The sequence below is a fragment of the Vibrio crassostreae 9ZC13 genome (assembly GCF_000272045.2).
Classification (GTDB): Bacteria; Pseudomonadota; Gammaproteobacteria; order Enterobacterales; family Vibrionaceae; genus Vibrio; species Vibrio crassostreae_C.
Genome location: NZ_AJYZ02000042.1, coordinates 393,959 through 419,330, shown reverse-complemented (window position 1 = coordinate 419,330; position 25,372 = coordinate 393,959). Strand labels below are relative to the sequence as shown.

Here is a 25,372-nt window from a genome sequence, read left to right as displayed (position 1 = left end):
AGGGACCAGCCGCAGCGAGTGACTTGTGTGCCGGGATGTGGCTGGGTTCCCACCCCTTATGATGTTTGCAAACTAACTTAGCATAAATTGCAAAGAAGTTAGCAAATTTGCACTATAAGTCAGCATAGTCTATTTTTTGTCGTAGGTTTACAACAAAAGTGATGCGCACTATGTTCGACCAAACCAAAAAATCCTCTCACGTTCACAACATCTGCAAGTTCATGAGCTTGAAAAATGATGCTGTTGTTCGCACTCTCTCTGTTTTAGAGTTCGATTTTTGTTTCCATCTCGAATATAACCCTGATGTTAAAGGGTACATATCTCAACCACACGGTTTTTATTACTACTTTAATGGTCGCAAGTGTCGTTATACGCCAGATTTTTTAGCCGATAATCATAACGACCAATCTACTCTTGTTGAGATTAAGCACTCAAGCCAGATTTTAAAACCAGACTTCAGGCTCCGATTTGCTGAAAAACAGCGAGTAGCACTAGAAGAACAAGGAAAACGCCTTGTTTTAGTGACAGAGAAACAAATTCGTATTGACCCAATATTTAGTAACTTAAAGCTGTTACATCGTTACTCTGGTTTGCATTCCATCACTAAAGCGCAAAAGTCTGTTCTCGGATTTATACAACGTAGACAGAAAGTACAATTACGCGAAATCTCCGACCACTTAGGACTGTCTGAGCATGAAACTCTGATATCAACACTCTGTTGGCTATCGTCAGGGAGAGTTAATACTGATATTAGAAGCTCTGATTTTGGTTTGAATAGCTACGTTTGGTGTTAGGTATGACGTCAGATTTTGATGACGTTTTTGGTTTCATTGATGAAATGGAAGCTTCTGCCAACGAAGCGGAATTAGTAACCCAAATACCGAGTGATTTATTTGAAGAAGATAAATCGTATCTCCCTTCCATTGATACCTATCCTGTAAAAACTCAACAAGAAGTATTACGACGTCTTAAAGTCATTCAATTTACTGAAAAACGTCTAAAAGGTGGGTGGACAGAAAAAAATCTTGTACCGATTTTAAATCAGGTTGAACAAGAGCTAGGGCTATCTCCACCGAGTTGGCGAGTTCTTGCCGGCTGGAAGAAAATGTATTTTGAATCAGGGAGAGCCGTTCTTTCGCTCATTCCTAAACACGCCCAAAAAGGAAATAGAACCGTTCATACAGATTCACAGTCGCTCATTGATGAAGCGATTGAAAAAAAATACCTGACTAAAGAGCGTTTAAGCGTTGCAGAGGCTTACCGCTATTACAAAAGCCGAGTAATTAAAGCCAACCAAGAAATAGTCGAAGGCAAAATCAAGCGAATTAGCCAAAGAGCATTTTATGACAGAGTGAATAGTTTACCACCCTATGATGTTGCAGTGGAAAGGTATGGAAAGCGATATGCAGATAGAGAGTTTCGTTCTGTAGGCCAGCAAATAGAGGCGACGAAACCGATGGAGTACGTTGAAATTGACCATACTCCAGTCCCTGTCATACTGATTGATGATGAATTGGATATTCCATTAGGTCGCCCATATCTAACCATGCTCTATGACAGGTTTAGTAAGTGCATCGTCGGCTTCAGCGTTAACTTTAGAGAGCCTAGTTTTGATTCCGTCAGAAAAGCACTATTAAGTACTTTGCTAGACAAGCACTGGGTAAGCGAAAAATATCCCTCAATAACAAATGATTGGCCATGTCATGGAAAAATAGACTATCTGGTCGTTGATAATGGTGCCGAGTTTTGGAGTGATAGCCTAGAGGACTCTTTGAGACCTTTGGTGTCGGATATTCAATACAGCCAAGCTGCCAAACCGTGGAGAAAGACCGGTATAGAAAAGTTATTTGATCAACTAAACAAGGGGTTGGTTAACGCTCTGCCTGGAAAAACATTCACAAACCCCACTCAGCTTAAAGATTACGATCCTAAAAAAGAGTCTGCCGTTAGAGTTTCTGTATTTATGGAGTTAATACATAAATGGGTTATCGACCGCTATCACATGGACTCTGATAGTCGAGAAAGGAATGTTCCTTATCATAAGTGGAATGAATCGAAATGGCTTCCAAATTTCTACCAAGGACAAGCTGCGGCCGAGTTACGTATTGAGTTGGGGTTGTTAAGGCACCGGACGATAGGGATCGCTGGGATAAGGTTGCACAATTTGCGCTATCAATCGGATGAGCTCATAGAGTATCGAAAATACAATTCGGTTAATTCACAAGGGAAACTCTTCGTCAGGACAAAAACCGATCCGTCGGATATAAGCGCTATCTACGTTTTTCTTGAATCAGAAAAGAAATACATAAGAGTCCCAGCGGTTGATAACAGTGGGTATACCAATGGACTTTCGTTGTTCGAACATGAGCGAATTCAAAGAGTGCGCAGGTTGAATACCCGAAGCCTCGTCAATGAAGAGTCTTTAGCCGATACCTATCTCTATATGGAAGCTCTTATTGAAGGGGAAGCAGAGAGAATGCGTAGTTCTAAAAACAAAAAGCTCACCCAACCTAAAACAGGGAATACTTCTAAGATTGCAAAATACAGAGATGTTGGCACGGAAGGATCTGGCTCAATCGTTAGAAAAAATGAAAGCAGTAATTCAGCATTAAACGTTGTTAGTACTCAACTATCATTGGACGATGATGATCTTGAAGAGATAGAGGGCTACTAATCGTGAATTTTACTTCCATGCAGTGTGAACAATTGAAAGCCTACGATAATTGTTTTATTGAGTACCCCGAAATTACGGAGATCTATTCGATACTTGACCAACTTCGCTTTAATCAATTACTAGGCGGTGAACCTGAGTCATTCTTATTAACCGGTGAGTCTGGAAGTGGAAAAACCGCTTTGATCAATAACTATCTTTCACGCTTTAAGACAGGATCGAGTTGGTCCAAGCAAACAGTCCTAAGTACCAGAATTCCTAGCCGAGTAAATGAACAAAATACTCTAACTCAATTTCTCGTTGATCTGGACTTAGAATCAGGAGGCCGCTCAGTGCGAAAGAGGAATGAAATAGCACTTGCTAAAGGAGTGGTCACTCAGCTAAAACGTAAATCTGTCGAGCTCATCATTGTTAATGAAATTCAAGAGCTTGTGGAGTTTTCTACAGCAGATGAACGACAGACCATTGCGAATACATTCAAATATATTAGTGAGGAAGCATGTGTATCATTTGTATTAGTTGGAATGCCCTATGCCGATATTATCGCTAAGGAATCACAGTGGAACTCTCGATTGAGTTGGCGCAGAGAAATCAATTACTTTAAATTACTCAAGGTTGAAAGCGCTTCGAAAAATACCAACACTCAATACAGTATTGATTCCGAACAGAAGCTACACTTTGCTAAATTTGTGGCTGGACTAGCTTCCAGAATGGGATACGAGGAAACGCCGGTATTGACTAAGAATGAAATTCTTTACCCTTTGTTTTCAATGTGTCGTGGAGAGTGTCGAAGGCTCAAGCACTTTTTGAAAGATGCCATGATTATGAGTCTTAAAGAGAATAAAAGTACCGTGGATAAGGAGATACTCGCGAGTACATTTGCTCTGAAGTTTCCTTATCTAGACAATCCATTTGAATGTTTGCTAGAGGAGCTGAAGTTAGACCAACTTGATACAAGTTCAGCCTATAATACGAGAGCGATTACTTCAGAAGATAAGATTCTCGCCCCTCGTTTTACTGATGCTATTCCATTAAGCATGCTACTAAGCAAAAGCGCCCTAAAGGTTTAAGAGGTTTGTTGATGCACAACGATTAAGACTCTAATTTAGCCAATAACACCGCCTTCTCTTCATCACTCATTTTATCAATGGCGCACGCTAGCTCAGCGCTCAATTCGCTCCTACAGAAAAAGTAGTTTAGCGGCACATCTAATTCTTCAGCCATACGTTCAAGCGTACCAATATCGGGTACATGCCTGCCTTTCTCGTAATGATTCATACGACCGCTAGCAGAACTCTGCTCCATACCAATTTTCACCCCTAAATCTTTTTGGGTGATCTTGGCTTTTTTACGCGCAGCTTTGAGCCTCGCAGGGATGGGGTTGTCTTTTTGCACTTACACATTTCTTTTCAACCTTTAGATAACTTAGATTGTCTAAGTTTTACTGATTTTTGTATACTTAGCAATCCTAAGTTTTTATTACCTGTAAGAGTCACATGAAGAAAGTAACCAGAATTAACCCTCACATGTTTAACCTATTGATTGAGAAAGGGATGGATAATTTCTCCGTCACAGACGCTAGGGATGCTTTGCTAAACAGTGCTTCAACCTTCTCGAGTAAGGACGACGCTCGAAAGTATGTTTATAAGCAACTTCTATCTTTTGAGGAGAAAGGCTGGCTTTCTGTTATTGGGGTTCGCAGAGACAAACGCTACCATCAAACTAACGAATTCAAAGCGCTCACAATTGAGCCTAGATCGGGTCGAAATAGGAAAGCTAAGGTCGACTCAACGGATATTCAAATTCCAGAGTGCTCTCTAAATGCACTAGAGCGAGAGAAGAAACAGCATGAAGGTGAGCTGGCGATTACTCTAGGCGAGATTGAGGAATACCAATCGTTGTTAGCGCGTTTCCCAAACAACAAGCAAGATATGCAGCCGCTATTTAATGCAGCAAGAGAACGCTCAGCCAAGCTATTAGGCAGAATTAATGCACTAACCAACTGGATGCAAGTCGCCCAAAGTAAGGCTCCTCAATGTTAAGAGCATGGCAAGCCGAGTGTGCAGATCAAGCTGTCGAGAAATTCACTTCAAACAAGCATTCACACTTCTTCTGCCAAGCGACTCCTGGAGCGGGTAAAACCGTTATGGCCGCCGAGGTTGCGAGTCGGTTATTTGAAATAGGCATGATTGACTTAGTGCTGTGCTTCTCGCCCTCTCTGACTGTTGCTGAAGGGATGCAAAAGACCTTTTCATGGAAGCTCGAATGTTCCTTTAATGGAGGTTTGGGTTCTCTTGGAGGCTCTTACACCTACCAATCAATCCGTTTTTTGGATGAAAACTTTTGGTACACCGTCAGCAAATATCGAGTTTTAGTCATATTTGATGAGATCCACCATTGTTCGTTTGATGACGAGGGGCGGTCAAATTCATGGGGGCTAGAAATTGTTTCTAAGATCCAAGGCTTTGCTCGTTACACTCTGGCGCTGTCGGGCACGCCTTGGCGTTCTGACCGACTACCGATCGTCATGGCTGAGTATTCCGACCCTGATGGTAAGGTTGTTTGCGATTATCAATACGGCTTGCAACAGGCAGTTGAAGATAAGGTATGCCGCCGCCCTAAAATCGTTTTAATCGATAATGAACACCTGAGCGTTAAGGCTGGCAGTGACAATCAACACTTCGCCTCTATTCTTGATTGCCTTAAACAATCCGATGTCTCTTACCAAAGCGTCATTCACAACGAAGACGCTATGAATTACATACTAAATAGCGGTTGCCAAAAGTTAGAGCAGATAAGGCAAGAGTCCCCAAGTGCTGGAGGCTTGGTGGTCGCCTCTTCTATTAAGCACGCTAAAGACATTCAAAAGCGACTTGTTGAGCACTTTAATCAATCAGCATGCATAGTGACTTATCATCACGATAATCCGTTAAATGAAATTGAATCTTTTCGTCATTCAAGCGTTCAGTGGATAGTCAGTGTTGGGATGATAAGTGAAGGAACGGATATTCCAAGGCTGCAGGTTTGCTGTCATATGAGTTCGGTAAAAACGGAGCTTTACTTTAGACAAGTCCTTGGAAGGATATTGAGAGTTAATGATTCACCCAATCAAGAAGCCTGGTTGTATACCTTTGCCGAAGAAAATTTGATTGGGTTTGCTGAAAGAATTGAGCAGGATATTCCTGATAGCTGCTTGTACATTAAACAAGAGAATAATGTGCCGAGCGCTACTGATGAAAAGCACCTGACACCGAGTACCGTGTCGGGAAGCGTTCAATCTGATCGACCTCACCCAAGCCTACTTAATTGGGGAGAAGCTTCAGATGTTATCAACTCAAATAATGTAGGACTCACTTTAGCTTTGGATGAGCTGAGATTAGGTCAATTTAAGCAGAGGGTTATTGCAGCGTTCACTTAAACTGTAGTAACTCATATTAGATCTTACACATCGGCTTGTTAGTCACGACTAGATCGTACAAGCCGACTTGTTGAAATTGTACGACAGAATGTAAGCGTGCCATGAACACCGCATTCTAATCCTTCAGCACGAAGAATAAGATCATCTCTCCAACCCAAAGGAGAGTTGAAATGGCAAAACGACGCACCGACCTAGAATGGCAATCACTGTTTGAACAATATGAAAGTAGCAGTGTTACCCAACGCGCTTTTTGTGAAGAGCATGGACTGAGTTTATCCACGTTCTTCGCCAAACGGCGTCAACTCCAAACAGCAAGCCAATCGGAATCTGTCGGATTTGTTAAAGCCGAAATCGTTGAAAAGACAACCAAGTATCAGGCCCAGATAGCTACGGCGAACATGACACTTCTCATCAATGATGTGGAGCTGAGCATTCCTCAAGGCACGCTAGCCACCTATCTTGCTGAACTCATTGGAGCGTTGTCATGAAAGGTATGCTCAGCGCTTCAGACATTTACCTTTATCGTGAAAGCGTCGATTTTAGAAAGTCCATCAACGGCCTTGCAGCGATTATCGAAAATGATACTGACTTGCCTCTTGGCAGCGGTGCGCTGTTCCTGTTTACCAATAAACAGCGCGATAAGATTAAAGTGTTGTACTGGGATAAAACAGGCTTCGCCCTCTGGTATAAACGCCTTGAAAAAGCCAAGTATAAGTGGCCTTCAAAAGAGAAAAATCAGGTGTTTACCCTCACTCAATTTGAGCTTGACAGACTGCTTTCAGGCTTCACAATTATCGGCCACGAACCCATCAAAATAAACGATTTTACAATGAGTTAATCGAGAATAAAGCCTTATTCTCCAAGCGTTAACGGCACGATTTTAGTATAATCAATGCTATGAAAAAGACGCCAAATATCAACCCAGAAAGCCAAGATGTTGCCGAGCTACAAGCGATGGTAGCTGCTCTGATGTCGGAGAAAAATGAGTGGAAACAAGAGCGCCAATCGCTGCTTGAACAACTCAAACTCGCCTTCGACCGTCAGTTCGCGAAACGCTCGGAGGCATTAAAGCCTTACGATGAATCACAAGGTGACCTCTTCAACGAAGCGGAGTGTGAAGCCGTTAAAGAAGACGAGGTTGAGGTGACAACCACGACCACAACGAAAAAGCGCGGTAAACGTAAACCTCTGCCTAAGACCTTGCCTCGTGAGGTTATCGAACTTGATGTAGACGACCATGAAAAGCAGTGCGCTTGCTGCAATCATAGCCTGCATAAAATCGGTGAAGACCGCAGCGAGAAGCTAGAGTTCACGCCAGCGGTACTCAAAGTGTTGGAATATGTTCGTCCTAAGTACGCTTGCCGCCAGTGCGAGAAAACAGGTGACAGCAGCCGTATCGTTCAGAAGCCATCCCCTCAGAGTCTCATCCCTAAAAGCTTCGCCACAGAAAGCTTGCTGACCAACATCATTCTTGGCAAATACCAATACGCGATGCCACTTTATCGCCAAGAATCGCTGTTTACCCAGTCGGGTATCGAGCTATCACGCACCACCATGGCAAGGTGGGTTATCCAAGTCAGTGAGAAGTTCGCCCCGCTGTATGCCGCCTTGAAAGAGCACCTACTTCAACAAGTGGTGGTTCAGGCGGATGAAACGCCGCTCAATGTGCTCAAAGAAGAGAAGCAGTGTTATATGTGGCTCTACTGCTCAGGCGCTGACTCACCCGAATCGGCACTGCCGAATGTGAAAAATATTGCCTTGTACGACTATCAAAACAGTCGCGCGAGGGCGTGTCCCGTGGACTTTTTAGGTGACTACAACGGTTATCTACAAACCGATGGCTACGCGGCTTATGATGGTCTGCATCACGTCACCAATGTAGGGTGCTTAGCGCATGCTCGTCGCAAGTTCATGGATGCTAAAAAGCTTCAAGGGAAAGGTAAATCGGGCAAGGCTGATAAGGCGCTGGCTAAAATCCAAAAACTCTACGGGATAGAATCACGCTTAAAAGGTGCGCCTGCCCAAGAGCGAAAAGCAGAGCGTCAAGCGCTTGCCAAGCCGATACTGGATGAGCTTTACCAATGGATGACGACCCAGAAGGTGATTGGCTCTAGCCCACTAGGCAAAGCAATAAAGTACACGCTCGGGCAATGGCCTAAACTCATTCGTTATATCGACGATGGTCACTTATCTATCGATAATAATCGCGCTGAACGCGCAATTAAACCGCTGGTTATTGGCAGGAAAAATTGGCTATTCTCCAACACACCAAATGGCGCTGAGGCGAGCGCGATGCTTTACAGCATCATCGAGACTGCAAAAGCCAACGGCCTTATCCTCTATGACTATATGGTCAAGTGCATGAAAGAGCTAGCAAAAGCAGAGCCCGATATCGATGCACTCCTGCCTTGGAACTTCAAACACTGACAAGTCGCCCCGTAGGTTCATGGGGCGGATACCAAAAAAATACAAGATGCAGCTCAATAAAGACAAATAAGCCAATTAATGATCTAAGTAGCATATGGTAGGCTGGTAAATTATATGAAAATCAATTGAGTAGCAATTTCATGAACCGGAAACTGTTGAAAAACATATCACTCCTGACCGCATTGACTCTTACTGGGTGCGCTATGACCAGTGGTGAGTTAGCTCTTCATCATATGTCTGACTATGAGGAGTACGACTTAGCTAAAACTAACCATTCGAAAGCCCAACAAATAATGACGTTAGTTGCGCGAAACAAACCCAATGGGGTCAACGACTTAGATGCACCATCGTCAGTTTCTAATAATGTGGTTCGTATAAACCAAGGAGCGCAGTTAGTTAGCTTACTATCGGGTGATTTAAACGCATTTCAGGCGGGTTTCAATATTATCGGTTCAACAGCAAGTTACAATGAGTTGAATTCACGCTATAGAGGAAACGCCATCTTTACCTTCACTGTATTTTCAGACTCAGATTATATGCTACTTGATAACACTATTGGTCAGATTAGTGCAAGTCACGAAAATATGATTAAAGATGCTTATAAAAGTCTAGACCGTGATGTAGTTAAATACACACCTGATGAAATCTCTCGAATATCAAACCGTGCAAATTTAGTAGCGCCATTAGTTAAAGGCTCAACTACCAATATCGATTGGTGCGCAAACCCAGATGCGTTAGAAAAAGAAAGAAATAAAGAAGACGTAAGTTCATATCAGTGGTCTTCATGTGTCGTTTTCATTGTCGGAGATAGTGTTGCATATAAAAATATCACCAATGCTGAAAGTCTCCCTTTCTTAGAGGAAGGTCAAAACTTACTCGTCACACGAACTTTTCTTCCTGATATGTTTCCGGTGAGTAAGTTACATTCTGAAATTCCAAATACTTATGCCTACATTCCTTACTTCAAGCTAATGACTCTAAGAGGTCAGAAGGGAATGAGCGAAGAACAACTTAAAGCCACAATCAAAGAAGTAGCAAATGAAAACTGGTCAAAACAATCAATCATCGTAGATTTAACAAATGGCAAGACAATGGACTTCGGTTTATCTGATTAAGTTGATGTGAACCTGAATCAAACTCTGGTAGAGGTAATCATGATGGTTCTAATGGTGTCTGGATTCTAGTTTCTCTTTTTCGCTTGTTGTTTGTCTCTGTAGTTTTAGGTTTGCACATCCATAAAAACGGCACTCAAGGTGAACGCACCATGAGTACCGTTTTTCTTACTACTTGAATATATTGCGTAATGTGTATCTCACGTTTTTTGGACACTTTAGGGCTAGAAAATGCCACGGGTAAAATTCAACCTGAGAAGCTTTTGGATAAAAGCGAGTCAGCGGTTTTACTAAATTAAAGACTCACGGATAAGATTAGCGATTATTGGTTATAAAGATGAAGAATTTTTCTCAGCTTTTTCTTCTTGCGTTTTTTTCTTTGACTCAACATTTAACTGCTCATTTAGCTCTGTTGCATTTTTGAACAATTCAGTGGCATTGTAAGTAAGTTTAACCTGAGGATAGCCAGTCCAAGTTTCAACAGTTATGTGTTGGAAGTCATTAACCCACAAATGATCAAGTCTATGATAACGGCCTTTATCAAATTCTATTAAATCACTACCAATTGAATATTTATTATGTTTAGCTTGATCTTTTAGATATTTATCTTTCAAACCCGTAATTAAGCCATCATAAATTTTAGCATCGGAATACTTATTCTTATCTAATTGTCGATCAGATTGAGGTTTCCACCAAAACTCGATGCTATATAAAGTATCATTGATGAACTGCAAACGATGATCTCTTGCTGTAATTCCGTTAATCTCAGGGACTTTTGAATCTCCGTAGACGTAAAGAATTGGTCTTTTAGAAGAACCTGTAAACCATCGCTTTTCATATTTAATATTAGATGCTTTGAGTTTACTTATAACGTCTTGATACTTATCAGCGCCTAACTTCAACCCAAAAAACTCTTTCGGTATTTTCACTTCATTCTGGAATGATTCAAATTTATTTCTCGTAGATGGCTTATACGCATCTGAACTAACGACGATGTAGTTCCCAGAAATATCTAATACGGTTCTTTTATAACTATCAACATCGAATGTATAAACAAACTTACCAATATGACCAACGGTGCTATGATAAAAGTCATTTGTTTTATTTGATAATTCTCTTTTTCGGTCAGACGAAAGATATTTCTGTCCCTTACCTTCTAAAAAATATACCGAAGAATATGTAGCACCGGGGTCTACAATTTCCACATACTCTTGCGCATTAACCGAAGTACACAGGCACATACCAATAAGAAATTTAACCATCTTCATAAAATCACCAAGCCATTAATTTTAAATATGTTATATGATAATTCTGCAAAATAATTAACATTTAGTCAAGGCTAAGTAAATCAAGTAAAATAAGAATTATAGGAGTTCAACCAAACATAACGGAAATGCACATTAACAGGACGTGAATAAGCATTTTATCTAGAAAATAATGTGCTATTTCGTGTTTCACGCCCCTTTATAAACACTGTTATCATCAAGCTTTGTTTTTCGCTTAATTACGAGGGAATTTGGGGCGCTTACGACAGAATCGCTTGGTGATCACAGCCGACTTGTTGAAATCGTAACTCATTCTTGGACAGAAATGAGTTTCGAAGAACCAAGTATTAGCAAATCACGAATTAGCATAAGTATGGAAAGTCACTAAGCTCACTGTCCAGTATTGATGGTGCACTTCACTGCCTTGTTTTTACACAAATCTGACATTGATGAATGCCATAAGCTATCGATATAAATATCAATATATTGTATTATTATATCCGTATTTATACTTATTAGGATTTTCTATGTTGATTCACGAATTTTCGAATAAGGACGTTACCGCTGAGCATGTAATTTTAGCTCAAGCAATACTAGCAGGGACTGCTCAAGGTGATAAAAGTAAAGCACAGCGCTTTATGATTTTTGTAAATGAGATTCCAGATGCGCCGACTGTGCAAAACCTGATTCCACGCTTTAGTCAATTTATGAAGCGCTTTAAAGCCAGCTGACATTCAGAATACTTTACACAGGGATGTGTAATTAAGATCACCAATTCCCCCCTAAACACTACCTACTTTTAAACTCTATCTGACCCTATGCTCGCTCTATATCTAGCCATTGTTGTCGGAGGACAATAGAGTTTGATCAATTTTAAAAACGTTTCTGGACAGAAACGCGTTAGAACAGGTGCTCTATTGCGTTTCTGTCAGATTAGGAAAAGTATGTTGATGCTTTAGACGTTTGTTACACCTAATTTTCGATGATATCGAAAACATGCTGAGCACAAGCTATTGGCGAGTTCATGATATCGGGGCCCGAAATTCTAATACTGCGTATTCCTATAGCTTCTAGCTTTTCATCTATTGCTTTATCTTTAGCAATGGCTTCTTCAGAAGAGTGATGAGCTACAGAATCAACAAAAATCGCCACACGCTGTTTAGCAAAGTAAAAATCAGCCTCTGTGATTGTCTTGCTCAAAGCTTTAGTTCTAACACCACCTTCCCACATTGTTTGCAAAGTTGGGAAAATAGTTCCGTCTGTTAGGATGTGGGTTTGAATTGTAGGCTTTAGCCCGAAACTGTGCATAGCTTGAAGCAAGAAAAGCTCTATAGGAGAGTCGCACCCCCAGATTTTTACCGGTTCGATGTTATCAAATGGTTTAAAGTATCGAGAGAACCTAAATTTTCGGTAATCATTGAGCAAAGCCTTACTTTCACCGAGTAATGATGTGCACAAACCGGGATCTAAAACGTCTGACTTATCGTATTTTGATGCAAGAAAATAGGTGTTATAAACAAACCCTATTACATCTGAACACATTTGCTCGTTAACTGGCATTCCTTCACCAACACAATACAAACCAAACGCATTTGAAAACGGATTGAACCCCATATAATGTGGGTTGCCATCTAAAATGCGCTCCAAGTCGATTTTATCGATCCAATCAACTCCGACGGATGATGGTAGTCCTCTTTTTTGCGCAGGTCTTAACGATACATGGTATGGAAGTCCAAAAAGTTGACCATCTCTTTCTTCAAATGCATAGCAACAAACTACTACATTGATCATTTGAAAATCATCACCGCGCTCACGATAAAACTCAATGGCTTCATCAGATGGATTTACATTAATCAGACCGCCAGTCAGTTTCAGGATATTGCCTTCTATCGGCTGATTACCGTCAAGATCAAATAGGTCGTGACCCAAAAAATCACCGAGAGCACCATTTAAATCTATTTGGAAACGACCAGATGGCAAACAACCATAGTTAGGAAGCTTGAATAACTCTTCTGGTCTATTCTCTATATCTGCTGCTTCTTGTGCCATAACTTCCTCTATTAGATATAACGCTATTTAAACTGCAATAAGTCATGAAATTCTAACCAATATGTCGATTTTCAATTCTTACTTCAAATGATTACCTGTGACTGTAGAATCAAAGAAGATTATATTTCTGCTCTCGCTCCTTAAAGGCACTAATACCCCCCTCAAGGATATGACATACATGCTGTCGAATACCTAGCTCATCAAGTGATTGATAGTCGTAGCTATTATCAGACTTCAAGCTATGCTCTAAGCTACCACCAAGATATTCAAACTGGTGTGCTCCTGCTGTACCTGATTGCCCTCGCTGGTCTGCCACAACAACACACTCTGCATCGGCTGCCACCACTAAGTTAGCGTTGTGTGTCACCATAATAATCTGGCGCTTACTCTTACACTTACGAACAAAATCTTTAAGCTCTGAGTAAATCGTTCTGTTATCCAAGTTATCTTCTGGCTGGTCAATCAATATTGGGTGCGTTGAGTTACTAAGCTCAAGCATCAAACTGAGTAAGACCAAACCACGTTTACCCGGCGACATATGTACAATGCTGTCGTTCTTGTAAGTAACAAGGAAGTCGATCCCAAAGTAGTCAGCGTAAAGTAGTTTGTATGCATCTTTCAGGCTGTGATTCTTACGCAAGGTAGGCGATTGACTGCCTCTAATTGTATTGGCGGTCTTCTCAACAAAGGCTGCGTGAGTATCCACGTCAAAATGGTAATCACCGTTATCGTCCAGAACATCGTTAACGACTGTGCGAATTGCCCCTGATTTGTGGTAGCAACTAACGAACGAATCAAACTTGGGAGCATCGACAACAACCTTTGCCTCAATCTTTATGTCGTCATCCATTTGATGATCGCTGACTATGGAGCAGTGAGACTTGTATAGATTGATTAGTGAACTAAACTGCTCATTTAGTTCCTTGATACACTCTTCACCTTTCTTAGTGATTGCCTCAAGCTCTTTTATTTTGACATTGATTCTTGCTAGCTTCTCTCGCTCAGCCTTGAGTTGCTTGTTCAGTTGTTCAAGTGCAGCTTTGTCTTTCACGTCTTCTTCAAGGGGTTTCAGCTCACGCTCTATTCCCTCTAGCTTCTCGTTTAAAGCTGTCAATCTATCGGGGATCGACTGTAGCTTTTTATTCGCCGTATCCTTGGTTGTACTAAACCCTACTACCAAGTCTTCTTGCATCGAATTTAGTAAGCCTTTGAGGACAGTTGATAGTGCAATTAGTCCTGAGTCTTGCTGTAGTTGACCTCGAATCGTATCAATCCATTGGTCTTGCCTGTTATCAATACTCTCAGTAAATCTTTGTAAGCCCGACTGAATATACGTGAGCCTATCTTTTGCCCTGATAACGCACTGTCTTCTATGAACTAGGTAGGCGTAATGCTTCTCTTGTTCTTCTGCCCATTTAGACTTTTCTCGAACCTCTTTTGCTCTAGCTTCAAGTGCTGCAATCTCATTCTTAACAGACCTTTCGTTACCAATTTCGTTCAGCTCATTGAACAGCTTTTGGTATTCACTAATCAGTAAGAATCGAGTATCAATCTTGTCATTAATGGATGAGTTGACTGTGCGTACTCTATTCTCAAGGGCATTAACGAAGTCTTTGTATTGATCATCTTGAAGTAGAGTTTTAGATACCAACTCGTTTAAATCTTCTCGACCATCTTTATCAGCCAATTGGTTGATGTAAAGTTGAGGTATATAGGTGATAGCCTTTGCTTGGTTGTCAGCATCAGACAGCCTAGACACTTCATTATTCGACCATTCAACCTCGAAATCTAAATTAGGAATGTCGCTGTAGGTTGATGACTTTGATAGCTCTACTCTGGTTGAGACTTCGCTAGGGTTGATAGCCTTCGCTATATGGTATAGAAGCATTGATTTACCGGACGACTTACCACCAATGATTGTGTTCAGGTCTTTGTTAAGCGGTATCCACTTCTTCGAAAATTTATTCGAACCTGAATTATCAATGTATCTCACCCGTTTAATGGTCTGATATTCAGCTTTCGTTTCTGGGGAAAGTTCACCAATAAATGCACGGTCAGGCTCAAAAACAACCTGTTTTAGACCATTGAACGTAGGGTCAGCCTTAATCCAACAGTATCTCTCATGGTCTGGTTTAAACAGCTTTTCGATAGAATGTGCATCCGAGCCATGAACACAAGGCACGAGACGACCAAGTTCACTTACAATATCTTCTCTGCTTTTAGTTCCTTGACCAGTAAAGTATTTAATGTCGCTTGGTGTGGCTGAAAATACCATATCAATAAACTGGTAGATGTCTTTCTTTAAGCCTGCAAACCCACCATCTTTAATACCAGATACACCATCATTAGAACCATTTGCCGCAACAACGATTGAGTTTTCTTTTAACCACTTCTCTCCGCTGTACCATTTTTTGAGCACATCGTAAGACGGTTTAAAGTTATTAATACCTTCTTTTAATGACGTTTTATTACAATTGGCTGTCTCTGGATACAATGCTCGACCATAGCTCATTAACTGGTCTTCAGAGCAGGCATAGTTTTGACCATGATGGTCTATGCACAAACGACTAAGAGCGTTCTTGATTTCAGCTATATGATGTGTGGAATCAGGATTAACGAGTATGTGGATGTTTATCCCTTTATTTTTTTCGGTATTGGGGGTAACCCTAAACTCAATATTGGGGATAACTGTTTCGATATTTTTCATTCGCCCTTGGCGGCGATACTCCACAACCTTTTCATAACCAGATATAGAGCAATAATCCGTGATACCAATTACAGCAACACCAGAATCTGACTGCTCGATAGCTGAAATGTAACCGTCCCAGTCGCCTTTAAATTGTGTTTCTAATACTGAATCTGGGGTGTGAACGTGAAGGTCCCATCGCCTCCATTCTGAACCGTGTTCGTACAAGCGCATTCAATTTCCACTAAACTAATAATTTTTATGAAATTTATCACATATGACATGATGTTTAGCTTGATTTCGGTCACATATTGATTGAGAGGTTACTAACGGGACTGGCTATGAAAGAGGTAGTGGCGGGGTCAGGTCTTGTGTTTTGTCACGCATTACTTTTTATATATCAAAACTAGCTGACTATCTGTAACGTATTTCGAAGCGTAGCAAACTTTGGGGCATTTTCGTGTTTCATACCCCGCCATCACGTCTGTGATCACCAAGCGATTCTGTCGTATTTTGAATGAGTTCATAGGCGTTTTTTGCAAAATATGTTGGCCTCTATGGTTGCAATGCATGAAATATCTCCGATACTAAAACTTAGAAACTCTAAGTTTTAGGTGGCATGTGAATACAGACATTCAACTTTATTCTGACGAATCGCTTGAAAGCTTCTTGTTGCGTTTATCGCAAGAGCAAGGTTACGAGCGATTTTCTCATTTCGCCGAAGACATCTGGTTCGACACCATGGATCAGCATGAAGCGATGGCTGGTTCTTTCCCCTTAGAGCTCGAACGAGTTAATATCTACCACGCTCAAACCACAAGCCAAATGCGAGTGCGGGTTCTCATTCATCTTGAGAACCAACTAAAGCTCAATAACTTTGGTGTACTGCGCCTAGCGCTATCACATTCAAAAGCTCAATTCTCTCCGCAATACAAAGCTGTACATAGATTCGGGGTTGATTACCCTTATGCTTTTCTTCGCAAACGCTTCACGCCTATTTGCCCGCTGTGTATTGACGAAGCTCCCTACATTCGCCAGCAGTGGCAATTTATCTCTCACCAAGCTTGTGAACATCATGGCTGTAAGCTGATTCATCACTGCCCTGAGTGTAAGTCGAGGCTTGAATACCAAAGTACCGAGATTATTAGCCAATGTGAATGTGGTTTCGAACTCCGAAATTCGCCAGTAGAAGATGCGCCAGAGGTGGAGGTATTAGTTGCTCAATGGTTGTCAGGGAATGATTCAAAATCCTTGGGATTACTAAAAGGAGAAATGACGTTATCTGAGCGCTATGGCTTTTTACTTTGGTATGTAAATCGTTATGGCAATATCGATGACTTCAGTTTCGAATCATTCATCGAATACTGCGGCTCTTGGCCAACCTCATTGTGGCAAGACTTCGATGCTTTGAAAGAGAAGGCAGAACTCGTTCGAGTAAAAGATTGGAAGAAGGTATTTTTCAATGAAGCCTTTGGTGCTCTGCTTAAAGATTGCCGTCAGTTACCCAGTCGGCAGCTGAGTCACAATATCGTACTTACTCAGGTGTTAGCTTACTTTACAAAGCTAGTGGCAACAGTGCCTTCAAGCGCTAAAGGAAATATCGGTGATGTACTGCTCAGCCCCTTAGAAGCTTCCACATTGCTCTCTTGTACAACGGATGAAGTGTATCGGCTGTATGAGTTTGGTGAGATTAAAGCCGCGATCAGGCCGCGAATGCATACAAAGATAGCGAGTCATGAATCGGCGTTTACTTTAAGAAGTGTCATCGAAACAAAGTTGACTCGAATGAGCTCTGAAAGTGATGGTTTAAGTGTGTATCTACCTGAGTGGTAATTATGACGAAATTAAGTGACTTATTAACAATTGAAGACGAAGCAGTAAAGCAGTCTGCTTTAAAGAAGATGTTCATGCCCTATACGGAAGATGTCTGTGTTGATGGGTGTGAAAAAGAAGCGCTAACGATCTTACTCAATCTCAGTTCAAGCCATCAATCAGATAGATGCTTGGATTGGTTGGATGTTGCCCGAGCTAAAAGGCATTTAAAAGCGGCTGAGAACCTAGAGGCGTCCCTTGGTGAAATCAAATGGTTCCATACTCATAATCTCAAGTTTCCAGACTGCCGAGTTAAAGATCAGCGGATAATTGCACAGCCTCTTGCTACAACCGAGGCGTTTATATCAAGCTCAGTATTAGAGCAACGTTTGGGGTGGGCGCATAACTCTGCGGTGTATCGTCACACATTGTGGTTATTGAATCCTTTTAGTTGGCAATCACAGCGACTATGCATTCTTTCTCTTATACAGCAAGAAAGCCCCGTTTGGATTGAGTTGCTCAAAGAATTTGGGTTAGGTGCTAAGTCACTCGCTCGCTTAAAACATACAATTGAAAAGCAGCTCCCTGATAATCATTTTCCCGATAGTGTCAGTTCTTACAGTAAGCAGCTACGGTTTCCTTGGGAGGGTGGTTATATTTCGGTGACCCCAGTGGTCAGTCATGCCATCCAAAGTGAGCTAGAAGTGAGATCGCGAAGTCAGGAAAGTAAACTCAGCTTTGTGTCTTCGTCATTGCCAAACTCGGCAAGTATCGGGAATCTGTGTGGCAGTTTAGGTGGGCATATGAAAGTCCTTAACTACCCGCTAGACGTCAAACCAGCGCAGGGTGGGACGTTAACTGAAAGTCGCAAAAAGAGTGGTCACTACTTTGATGACTATCAGGTAACTAACGCCAAAATTTGTCAGGTGTTAAATCACTTAATTGGATCAGAGCCATCAAAAACACAGAAGCAAAGAGAGAGCGCTCGTAAGGTTAGAAGTAAGATATTGCGAAAGCAGATAGCCCTGTGGATGCTCCCATTAATTGAGTTAAGAGATATCGTTGATGCTGAACCCAATCAACAGAAATTGAAACATGATGACACTTTAGTTCAATCCTTTTTGTCGCTACCAGAATCGGACCTAGGCTCTTTAGCTAGTGAGTTAAATCGTCGCTTGCATCTCTCGTTTCAGAATAACAAGTATGCCGCAAAGTTTGCCTATCATCCTAAGCTTATGCAGGTCGCCAAAGCCCAAATTGTATGGGTACTTGAACAACTCAGTAAACCAAATGGAAATGAAGATAAGGTAACGGGTGAGCAGTATATCTATTTGTCATCAATGAGAGTGCAAGATGCGGTCGCAATGAGTAGCCCATACCTGTGTGGTGCTCCTTCTTTGACGGCTATTTGGGGGTTCATGCACCATTATCAAAGAGAGTTTAATAAGCTAGTTAATTGTGATTTCCCGTTTGAGTTTTCGAGTTTCTCTTTTTATGTTCGAAGCGAGAACATTCAACCGACAGCGAAGCTTACCGAGCCCAACTCAGTGGCCAAAGCACGAACGGTTTCTAACGCGAAGCGACCAACTATTCGTAGTGAACGATTGGCGGACCTAGAAATAGACTTAGTTATCAGAGTCCACAGTGACAGCCGAATTTCAGACTTTAAGTCCGCGCTTAAAACGGCACTTCCCGTAGCTTTCGCCGGAGGGGCATTATACCAACCACAGCTATCGACCCAGATTGAGTGGCTAAGGACGTTTACCAGTAGGAGCGAGCTTTTCCATGTCATAAAAGGGTTGCCAGCATACGGACGATGGTTATATCCAAGTGAGAACCAGTCGAGTGATTTTGATGAGCTAGAGCGTTTTATTACTAAAGACGCTGATAATTTGCCAGTTTCTATTGGCTACCATTTGTTAGAACAACCAACTAAACGGGGCAACTCAATCACCCGTTGTCACGCTTATGCAGAGAATGCGATAGGGTTAGCTAAGAAAGTGAATCCGATAGAAGTTCGTTTTAGTGGAAGAGATCACTTTTTAAACCATGCCTTTTGGTCGATAGAATGCAGTAGCGAAACTATTCTTATAAAAAACTATAGGGATTAATCGCTTATGGAACTTTGTACTCAGCTGAACTACGTACGCTCTCTTTCCGCTGGCAAAGCATATTTCTACCATCTTTCGAAAAGTGGTGAGATGTGTCCCCTTGAAATTGATAGAACTAGGCTGCGAGCACCAAAAGGTGGTTATGCAGAAGCATATAAAGGGAGCAAGTTTGTAAAAAAGAATGTTGCTCCACAAGATTTAGCTCATTCCAATCCTCAGTTCATCGAAGAGTGTTATGTAAAACCTGGTGTTGATGATATCTACTGCGCATTTCCCCTTCGAATTCGAGCAAATTCTCTAACCCCAGGCATCTGTAGTGACGATGAAGTGCGCAGTAAACTTTCGTTACTGGCTAACACTTATAAAGAGCTCAATGGGTATCAGGAGCTCGCTCATCGATACGCGAAGAATATACTGCTTGGTACTTGGCTTTGGAGAAACAGGGAGTGTCGAAAGCTGTCGATTGAAGTGACCATCAGTGATTCAGAAACCTTGATTGTAGAAAACGCAACAAAGCTTTCTTGGTATGGTCATTGGGATGAGGCTTCAGCAGAATGCCTAGAAAAGCTCACAGCCTATTTGATGCGAGCCCTGTCTGACCCAACCGAATATTTCTATATGGATGTCAAAGCTAAAATTGGAGTTGGTTGGGGAGATGAGGTTTACCCAAGTCAAGAGTTTTTGGATAGCCGAGAAGATGGTGTTCCTACTAAGCAGTTAGCTACTGTCGAACTATTGGACGGAAAGGAAACTGTTGCATTTCATGGTCAAAAAGTTGGTGCAGCGTTGCAATCGATTGACGATTGGTGGCATGAAGATGCAGATAAGCCCTTAAGAGTGAATGAATACGGGGCAGACCGAGAATACGTTATAGCAAGGCGACACTCAGCGCATGGAAACGACTTCTATCAACTGCTCAGAAATACAGAGAGCTGGATTGAAAGTATGACAGCTTCTCAAGTCATCTCAAATGATGTGCACTTCATCATGTCTGTCTTGATTAAAGGCGGCCTATTCAATTGTTCCAAAGCGAAGTAAGGGATAGATATGACTGAGCGTTACTATTTCTTAATACGTTACATGCCTGCACAAGCCGACCATAAATTATTGGCAGGGCGGTGTATATCCCAAATGCACTTGTTTATGGTCAATAACCGACAAGCGATGAATAGGATTGGTGTGAGCTTTCCTGATTGGAATGAATCGACAGTCGGCCAAACTATTGCCTTTGTTGCCGAAGATAAGGAGATGATGGTTGGACTCTCTTTTCAGCCCTATTTCTCTATGATGGTAAATGAAGGTTTGTTTGAGATCTCCAGTGTCTGTGAGGTACCAGACACTGCGGCTGAAGTGAGGTTTGTCCGTAACCAAATGATCGGGAAAAGCTTTTTAGGCTCTAAGAAACGCCGAATCAAACGCAGCATGGCGAGAGCCGAACTGTCTGGTGCTGGACCATCATTACCAGTCACCAATGAAGAGCGTGTCATCGATAGTTTTCATCGAATACCAATCTCCAGCGGTTCATCAGGGGAAGATTATATGTTGTTTGTACAAAAGGAGTTTGTCGGTGATCGCGTTGCAGCAAACTTTAATAGTTATGGTTTAGCCACCAATCAAGAAAGAAAAGGGACGGTACCTGAGTTACGTTTTTAAACCCTTTTTCTAAAGCTCTTTTTTAGAGAATTAAAAACAAGGACTTACAGAAGTAAGGAGAAAAAGGGTATTTTGGTGAATTGTGACTTTAAGCATGCAGAATCAGATTGTTAGAGACTATATTCTACAGTGTCCTGCCGAATAGGCAGCTAAGAAATACAACTCGACCAATTTCCTTGCCGTAGTACTGTGTCCTGCCGAATAGGCAGCTAAGAAATACCCCAATCCTTATTATTGATCTACACCGTCGTGTCCTGCCGAATAGGCAGCTAAGAATAGGCCAGGAAGAAAGCAACCTTCCTGCTGAACAAGCAGTTAATAATAAAAACCATCAAGTTTAAGCTTGGTGGCTTTTGTTTGTTTACAATCGGTTTTATTCGTCCCACTTTCTAACATGGAAATGCCCCAAAGTGAGCCAGAGAGGGGGTGAACTCTGTTTCAAACTCAGGAACTTGCCTTACTTTTCCTCATGCCTAGAGTTCTAACTTTGTCCCCAAATTTCTAACCCACTAGACCACTAGACCACTAGAGACTGATCTTCAATCACAGCTACGCACGAATACGTTGTTTAAGTGTTTCTAAGCTATTGAATAGTCGGTAACTAAATGGAAGTTCTTCAGTGATAACGTGCCTTGAATAGGAAGCTATGTGTGTTTGCACGGTTTGCACCTGAAAATCGGATTTATACTGTATTATGTGCTTATTTTTCAGTTGGTTAAGCAATGAATTTCGGATATGCTGAAAGTGTGAATTCGTGCCTGCACGATATTAAAATGTTAGGTGAAAAGGAGTTCACTCAAAGTATGAAGACTGTTTCAAAGTCCATAATGTTGGCGATTTCGATTTTTTCAGTTCTGGGCTGCAAAGATAAATCTGAAGTCTATTCAAATCCGCCAGTTCACTTAGTGGAGCAAATAGATGCATATTTTCCATTATCTATCAAATATGTAAGAAACAATGAAAATATAGCCTTATCTCAAGGAGAGCCACTATTGCCTCAATACCTCGAAATAGCTCGTAAAATTGGCATTAAACACCCTGAAAAAGTACGTGTTTATTATGCGGACAAATTGCCTTTACCTAAAAACGAATCACTTTTATTTCAGATGCAGCGGTTAGGTCTTGATTCTCCTTATTTCACAGGCACTACGTTTGGATATGGTATTTGGATTTCCACTAAAGCTAAGGGTGATAAATTGCTTCTCTCACATGAGTTAATTCATGTAAAACAAGCGGAAGAGTTAGGTCTTGATGAGTTTACAAAAAAGTATTTACTGCAACTCGCAATCTTTGGTTATCGGGAATCCCCGATAGAGCTTGAAGCTTATGAAAAAGCGGGTAATTATTTGTAATCTTCGTGTAATTCACCTAACAAACGACTATGGCGTCAATGATTAATTTTTGGCAGTGTTTTCATCCCACATGGCGCCATCTCTCAGCATAGAGTTAAGAGTCACAACCATCTTTCGAACACACGCGATTATTGCGACTTTCTTAGGCTTTCCGGCAGCTACAAGTCGAGCATAAGTTGCTTTGAATACGGGGTTACATTGCATGGCTGACATCATTGCCATATATAACACTGTGCGTACTTGCGCTCGACCGCCTTGGATCACGCGCTTACCTTTGTAGCGCCCACTTTCGCGTGTTATTGGAGCGACACCAATTAGTGATGCCGCTTGTTTATTTGTGATGTAGCCAAGTTCTGGTACGTTGCTAATTATTGATGCAGCGGCAATGTTTCCTATTCCAGGGACGCTCTGCAATATTGTGTTTTTAGCCTGATATTCAGGGCTATCTTCAATGAGTTTAACGAGCTTTTCTTCTAACTTGGTGATTTGATTTTTTATCGTGGTTAGCATCGGTTTGATAGTCGGATGGAGAGAAGCGGGAAGTATCTGGATTCGGTTCTTTTCCATGGTTTGCATGGATAACAACTGGTTTCGGCGAATGACTAAGTCACTCATTAGGCGTATGTTTTTTGGCTTTATGACAGTAAGAGCTGGTTTGATTGCTTCTCCATAGTGAGCAATCAATTCTGCATCTAAACGATCATTTTTGGCTCTGCGGCCAATAGCACCAGCGAACCGTTTTATGTGGACAGGGTTTGCTCTGACAATAGGTAATTGAGCCTCTGCACATGCAAGAACAAAAGGCATTTCTAATCGGCCTGTTGCTTCAATAACGATTCGTTCAGGACTGTGACTCTTAATCGTTTTGAGTGCTTTTTTGATGCCTTTATCATTGTTCTCTACTGAGAAAAATAGGTCTAGTGGCCTGATGTGGATGTCTAATTGTGTTTTGCCGGTATCAACTCCAACGTTGATGCTTTGATTGATTTTGGTATTCATAATAAGCTAACTCATGCTTGCGTAATGCGGGTTCGAGACCCAGTCGACTATTCGAGGTTTATGCTTGAAGTCCTATGTAGCGTTCATGTTTGTTATCGGTCTCTCGATAGAGGAGCCAGCGTTTAAACGAACTACTACATAGAAAGCTTTAGTTGCAGCTAAAGCCTGGGTCTCACATTACCCGATTGGAGTGCTTATTATCCATACAATCTGTTTAAGAATGATTCGCAACGCTTGGCACCTTTGCTATGCGTTGCGTTTTGTGTTTAAGGTAGTCTGCGGTGGCATCGGTATTGCGTTGCTCACACCTTAACAGGGCTACATGGACAAAGTGTTCGAGCACCTATGCCTATCTAGGCGCAACTTACTAAGGAATCAGATTTTGAAAAAAATAATATTACATGTGTTCTTAATGCTATTCGTATCGGCTAAGGCGATTGCTGCGACACCTGTCGATCTCAGTAATTATAAAGTTGCTGAGTCTGATGTAGCTTTTGGGAACATTACAAAACTAGCGGAAATAAATACCTTCTTTCATTTTCCTGTGGGAGAGTTCGATTTAAACAATCAAACCGTCGTTCGTATGAACCAGGATACAACCTATAGCGGAGCTATAGTCAATGTTTCTAAAGGAGCGTCAATTACATTACCAGAAACCAATGGTCGTTATATGTCTGCTATGGTCGTTCAAAATGACCATTACATCGACCAGGTTTTTACTACACCGGGAACACATGAAATCAAGGCTGACACCGACTTTGTTATGGTTGCCGTTCGCACCCGAATTAATCCTAACGACCCTGAAGATATTGCCCAGGTTCAGGCTTTGCAGAAGCAAATAGCGATTTCGGCTGAAGCAACGGAACCACATGTATTGCCAGAGTACGATATGGAGCAACTCATTGCACTTAGAGACAAACTGGCGGCTGAGGCAGCCCAAAAAGGTTCTCTAAATAATATGCAAGGCGCTCGTGGAACTGTCGATGAACATATGCACCTATTAGGTACTGCAGCTGGCTGGGGGCTATTGCCAGATGAGAATGCACGATACCTATCCTACGCGCAGCAAGACGGTAAAGGTTGCTTCACGGCAAATTACAAAGTTCCACCTTTCAATACAGGCGGTTTCTTCTCTATTACTATGTACAACGCTGATGGCTGGATATTTGACAAGAAAGCTATTCTGAATGAGTACAATATCGATTTTAATAGTGACGGAACTTTTGACGTGAACTTTGGAGGCTGTGGTGAATCAGCCAAGAACAATCTTCCAATAGTAGATGGCTGGAATTTCCTCATGCGCATCTATGAGCCTGATTTAGAAAGTCTGGATAAGTACACGATGCCAACGCCGAGCAAAGTCAAGTGAGCGTTGAAAAAATCACATAACAAACGCATGCAGTCGGACCGAATGCCCGCTACGCGGCCATTTGGTCGCTGATGCAAGGCGTTAGTTGGTACCGCTAATAAGAGTAATATTTTATTGTAAGCGCGGTGTATTCTAAATTGGCTTTGCATGTGTTTCGCTCAGTTTTCGCCATTCACTTTTAGGTGATAACCAGCGAAAATCAGCCTCATTTGTCAATTTAAGGTTTAGTGTGTTCGCTTCAATGAGTTTAATTGAGTGGCTCAAAGTTCAACTTTTTGTACGTAGCGGTACTGGGTGCTTTTTAATTCTCATTTCTACTCATTAAATTCATGTGTTGTTGGTAAGGTAAATATGTTTAACTATCAACAACTAACAAGGCATTCAAACGGACAAAAAACAGTTGGTTGTTTTCACTCCGTTCAACATTTTAACCAACAATTTTTTGCCA

General features: G+C 41.5%; 21 protein-coding genes. 16 read left to right on the top strand and 5 right to left on the bottom strand.

The annotated features are described in order from the left end of the window. The first annotated feature begins 170 nt into the window (after positions 1–170). Genes A136_RS20625 through A136_RS20615 form a run of 3 tightly spaced genes read left to right on the top strand, consistent with a single transcriptional unit; the run spans position 171 to position 3,741 of the window. Positions 171–794, top strand: a complete 624-nt coding sequence (locus tag A136_RS20625) for a TnsA endonuclease N-terminal domain-containing protein (RefSeq protein WP_017064065.1) — start codon at positions 171–173, stop codon at positions 792–794. Positions 795–796: 2 nt separating this feature from the next. After that, complete coding sequence (locus tag A136_RS20620; RefSeq protein WP_017064064.1) at positions 797–2,674, top strand: Mu transposase C-terminal domain-containing protein; 1,878 nt, start codon at positions 797–799, stop codon at positions 2,672–2,674. Between the two features lie 17 nt (positions 2,675–2,691). Further along, a complete protein-coding gene (locus A136_RS20615; protein WP_017064063.1) occupies positions 2,692–3,741 on the top strand; it encodes a TniB family NTP-binding protein in 1,050 nt (349 codons plus the stop codon). Positions 3,742–3,763: 22 nt separating this feature from the next. On the opposite strand, the gene A136_RS20610 is transcribed toward A136_RS20615, so the two are convergent. Then, the gene (locus A136_RS20610) at positions 3,764–4,066 is read right to left on the bottom strand and encodes a helix-turn-helix domain-containing protein (RefSeq protein WP_017064062.1); all 303 of its coding nucleotides are present in this window, start codon (positions 4,064–4,066) and stop codon (positions 3,764–3,766) included. Positions 4,067–4,167: 101 nt separating this feature from the next. On the opposite strand from A136_RS20610, the gene A136_RS20605 reads away from it, so the two are divergent. The 6 genes from A136_RS20605 to A136_RS20580 all read left to right on the top strand — a co-directional run bounded on the left by A136_RS20605 (position 4,168) and on the right by A136_RS20580 (position 9,631). Then, on the top strand, positions 4,168–4,713 hold the full coding sequence (locus A136_RS20605; protein WP_017064061.1) for a hypothetical protein: 546 nt from the start codon (positions 4,168–4,170) through the stop codon (positions 4,711–4,713). Then, the gene (locus tag A136_RS20600; protein WP_017064060.1) at positions 4,707–6,089 is read left to right on the top strand and encodes a DEAD/DEAH box helicase; all 1,383 of its coding nucleotides are present in this window, start codon (positions 4,707–4,709) and stop codon (positions 6,087–6,089) included. Before A136_RS20605 ends, A136_RS20600 begins: the two co-directional genes overlap by 7 nt. Positions 6,090–6,259: 170 nt before the next feature. Then, positions 6,260–6,577, top strand: a complete 318-nt coding sequence (gene tnpA, locus A136_RS20595; RefSeq protein WP_017062947.1) for an IS66 family insertion sequence element accessory protein TnpA — start codon at positions 6,260–6,262, stop codon at positions 6,575–6,577. Further along, the gene (gene tnpB, locus A136_RS20590) at positions 6,574–6,927 is read left to right on the top strand and encodes an IS66 family insertion sequence element accessory protein TnpB (protein WP_017062948.1); all 354 of its coding nucleotides are present in this window, start codon (positions 6,574–6,576) and stop codon (positions 6,925–6,927) included. The genes tnpA and tnpB overlap by 4 nt, the downstream gene beginning before the upstream one ends. A gap of 59 nt (positions 6,928–6,986) precedes the next feature. Further along, positions 6,987–8,516: an IS66 family transposase gene (gene tnpC / locus A136_RS20585; protein ID WP_017062949.1), complete on the top strand. Its 1,530-nt coding sequence runs from the start codon at positions 6,987–6,989 to the stop codon at positions 8,514–8,516. 203 nt (positions 8,517–8,719) lie between these two features. Beyond that, on the top strand, positions 8,720–9,631 hold the full coding sequence (locus A136_RS20580; RefSeq protein ID WP_017064059.1) for a hypothetical protein: 912 nt from the start codon (positions 8,720–8,722) through the stop codon (positions 9,629–9,631). Between the two features lie 326 nt (positions 9,632–9,957). Here A136_RS20580 and A136_RS20575 read toward each other — a convergent pair whose 3' ends face one another. Beyond that, complete coding sequence (locus tag A136_RS20575; RefSeq protein ID WP_017064058.1) at positions 9,958–10,896, bottom strand: hypothetical protein; 939 nt, start codon at positions 10,894–10,896, stop codon at positions 9,958–9,960. 524 nt (positions 10,897–11,420) lie between these two features. Between A136_RS20575 and A136_RS20570 the strand changes: the two genes are divergently transcribed. Beyond that, a complete protein-coding gene (locus A136_RS20570) occupies positions 11,421–11,624 on the top strand; it encodes a hypothetical protein (RefSeq protein ID WP_004736343.1) in 204 nt (67 codons plus the stop codon). A gap of 241 nt (positions 11,625–11,865) precedes the next feature. On the opposite strand, the gene A136_RS20565 is transcribed toward A136_RS20570, so the two are convergent. Both A136_RS20565 and A136_RS20560 read right to left on the bottom strand, forming a co-directional pair. Continuing rightward, entirely contained in the window at positions 11,866–12,942 is a 1,077-nt protein-coding gene (locus tag A136_RS20565) for an endonuclease domain-containing protein (RefSeq protein WP_017064057.1), read from the bottom strand. 109 nt (positions 12,943–13,051) lie between these two features. Next, positions 13,052–15,862 carry a TrlF family AAA-like ATPase gene (locus A136_RS20560; RefSeq protein ID WP_017064056.1) on the bottom strand — a complete coding sequence of 937 codons (2,811 nt, stop codon included), beginning with the start codon at positions 15,860–15,862 and terminating at the stop codon, positions 13,052–13,054. Between the two features lie 387 nt (positions 15,863–16,249). On the opposite strand from A136_RS20560, the gene A136_RS20555 reads away from it, so the two are divergent. The 5 genes from A136_RS20555 (at position 16,250) to A136_RS20535 (ending at position 22,556) form a co-directional block, all read left to right on the top strand. Continuing rightward, positions 16,250–17,461 (top strand): TniQ family protein, encoded by a 1,212-nt coding sequence (locus tag A136_RS20555; RefSeq protein WP_017064055.1) that lies wholly within the window; start codon positions 16,250–16,252, stop codon positions 17,459–17,461. 2 nt (positions 17,462–17,463) lie between these two features. Further along, positions 17,464–19,551: a type I-F CRISPR-associated protein Csy2 gene (locus A136_RS20550; RefSeq protein ID WP_017064054.1), complete on the top strand. Its 2,088-nt coding sequence runs from the start codon at positions 17,464–17,466 to the stop codon at positions 19,549–19,551. Positions 19,552–19,557: 6 nt separating this feature from the next. Continuing rightward, positions 19,558–20,589, top strand: a complete 1,032-nt coding sequence (gene csy3, locus A136_RS20545; RefSeq protein ID WP_017064053.1) for a type I-F CRISPR-associated protein Csy3 — start codon at positions 19,558–19,560, stop codon at positions 20,587–20,589. Positions 20,590–20,598: 9 nt separating this feature from the next. Then, positions 20,599–21,204 (top strand): type I-F CRISPR-associated endoribonuclease Cas6/Csy4, encoded by a 606-nt coding sequence (cas6f, locus tag A136_RS20540; protein WP_029235185.1) that lies wholly within the window; start codon positions 20,599–20,601, stop codon positions 21,202–21,204. A gap of 722 nt (positions 21,205–21,926) precedes the next feature. Next, positions 21,927–22,556, top strand: a complete 630-nt coding sequence (locus A136_RS20535; RefSeq protein WP_017064051.1) for a hypothetical protein — start codon at positions 21,927–21,929, stop codon at positions 22,554–22,556. Between the two features lie 42 nt (positions 22,557–22,598). Here the strand turns inward: A136_RS20535 and A136_RS22895 are convergent, their stop codons facing one another. Continuing rightward, a complete protein-coding gene (locus A136_RS22895; protein ID WP_017064050.1) occupies positions 22,599–23,555 on the bottom strand; it encodes an IS110 family transposase in 957 nt (318 codons plus the stop codon). 382 nt (positions 23,556–23,937) lie between these two features. On the opposite strand from A136_RS22895, the gene A136_RS20525 reads away from it, so the two are divergent. Next, on the top strand, positions 23,938–24,924 hold the full coding sequence (locus A136_RS20525; protein WP_017064049.1) for a DUF1254 domain-containing protein: 987 nt from the start codon (positions 23,938–23,940) through the stop codon (positions 24,922–24,924). Positions 24,925–25,372 lie beyond the last annotated feature (448 nt).

Bases quoted from the DNA above. Each gene is read 5' to 3' on its own strand.
- A136_RS20625 (WP_017064065.1), top strand. From the start codon at position 171: ATGTTCGACCAAACCAAAAAATCCTCTCACGTTCACAACATCTGCAAG.
- A136_RS20620 (WP_017064064.1), top strand. From the start codon at position 797: ATGACGTCAGATTTTGATGACGTTTTTGGTTTCATTGATGAAATGGAA.
- A136_RS20615 (WP_017064063.1), top strand. From the start codon at position 2,692: ATGCAGTGTGAACAATTGAAAGCCTACGATAATTGTTTTATTGAGTAC.
- A136_RS20605 (WP_017064061.1), top strand. From the start codon at position 4,168: ATGAAGAAAGTAACCAGAATTAACCCTCACATGTTTAACCTATTGATT.
- A136_RS20600 (WP_017064060.1), top strand. From the start codon at position 4,707: ATGTTAAGAGCATGGCAAGCCGAGTGTGCAGATCAAGCTGTCGAGAAA.
- tnpA (WP_017062947.1), top strand. From the start codon at position 6,260: ATGGCAAAACGACGCACCGACCTAGAATGGCAATCACTGTTTGAACAA.
- tnpB (WP_017062948.1), top strand. From the start codon at position 6,574: ATGAAAGGTATGCTCAGCGCTTCAGACATTTACCTTTATCGTGAAAGC.
- tnpC (WP_017062949.1), top strand. From the start codon at position 6,987: ATGAAAAAGACGCCAAATATCAACCCAGAAAGCCAAGATGTTGCCGAG.
- A136_RS20580 (WP_017064059.1), top strand. From the start codon at position 8,720: ATGACCAGTGGTGAGTTAGCTCTTCATCATATGTCTGACTATGAGGAG.
- A136_RS20575 (WP_017064058.1), bottom strand. From the start codon at position 10,896: ATGAAGATGGTTAAATTTCTTATTGGTATGTGCCTGTGTACTTCGGTT.
- A136_RS20570 (WP_004736343.1), top strand. From the start codon at position 11,421: ATGTTGATTCACGAATTTTCGAATAAGGACGTTACCGCTGAGCATGTA.
- A136_RS20565 (WP_017064057.1), bottom strand. From the start codon at position 12,942: ATGGCACAAGAAGCAGCAGATATAGAGAATAGACCAGAAGAGTTATTC.
- A136_RS20560 (WP_017064056.1), bottom strand. From the start codon at position 15,862: ATGCGCTTGTACGAACACGGTTCAGAATGGAGGCGATGGGACCTTCAC.
- A136_RS20550 (WP_017064054.1), top strand. From the start codon at position 17,464: ATGACGAAATTAAGTGACTTATTAACAATTGAAGACGAAGCAGTAAAG.
- csy3 (WP_017064053.1), top strand. From the start codon at position 19,558: ATGGAACTTTGTACTCAGCTGAACTACGTACGCTCTCTTTCCGCTGGC.
- cas6f (WP_029235185.1), top strand. From the start codon at position 20,599: ATGACTGAGCGTTACTATTTCTTAATACGTTACATGCCTGCACAAGCC.
- A136_RS20535 (WP_017064051.1), top strand. From the start codon at position 21,927: ATGAATTTCGGATATGCTGAAAGTGTGAATTCGTGCCTGCACGATATT.
- A136_RS22895 (WP_017064050.1), bottom strand. From the start codon at position 23,555: ATGAATACCAAAATCAATCAAAGCATCAACGTTGGAGTTGATACCGGC.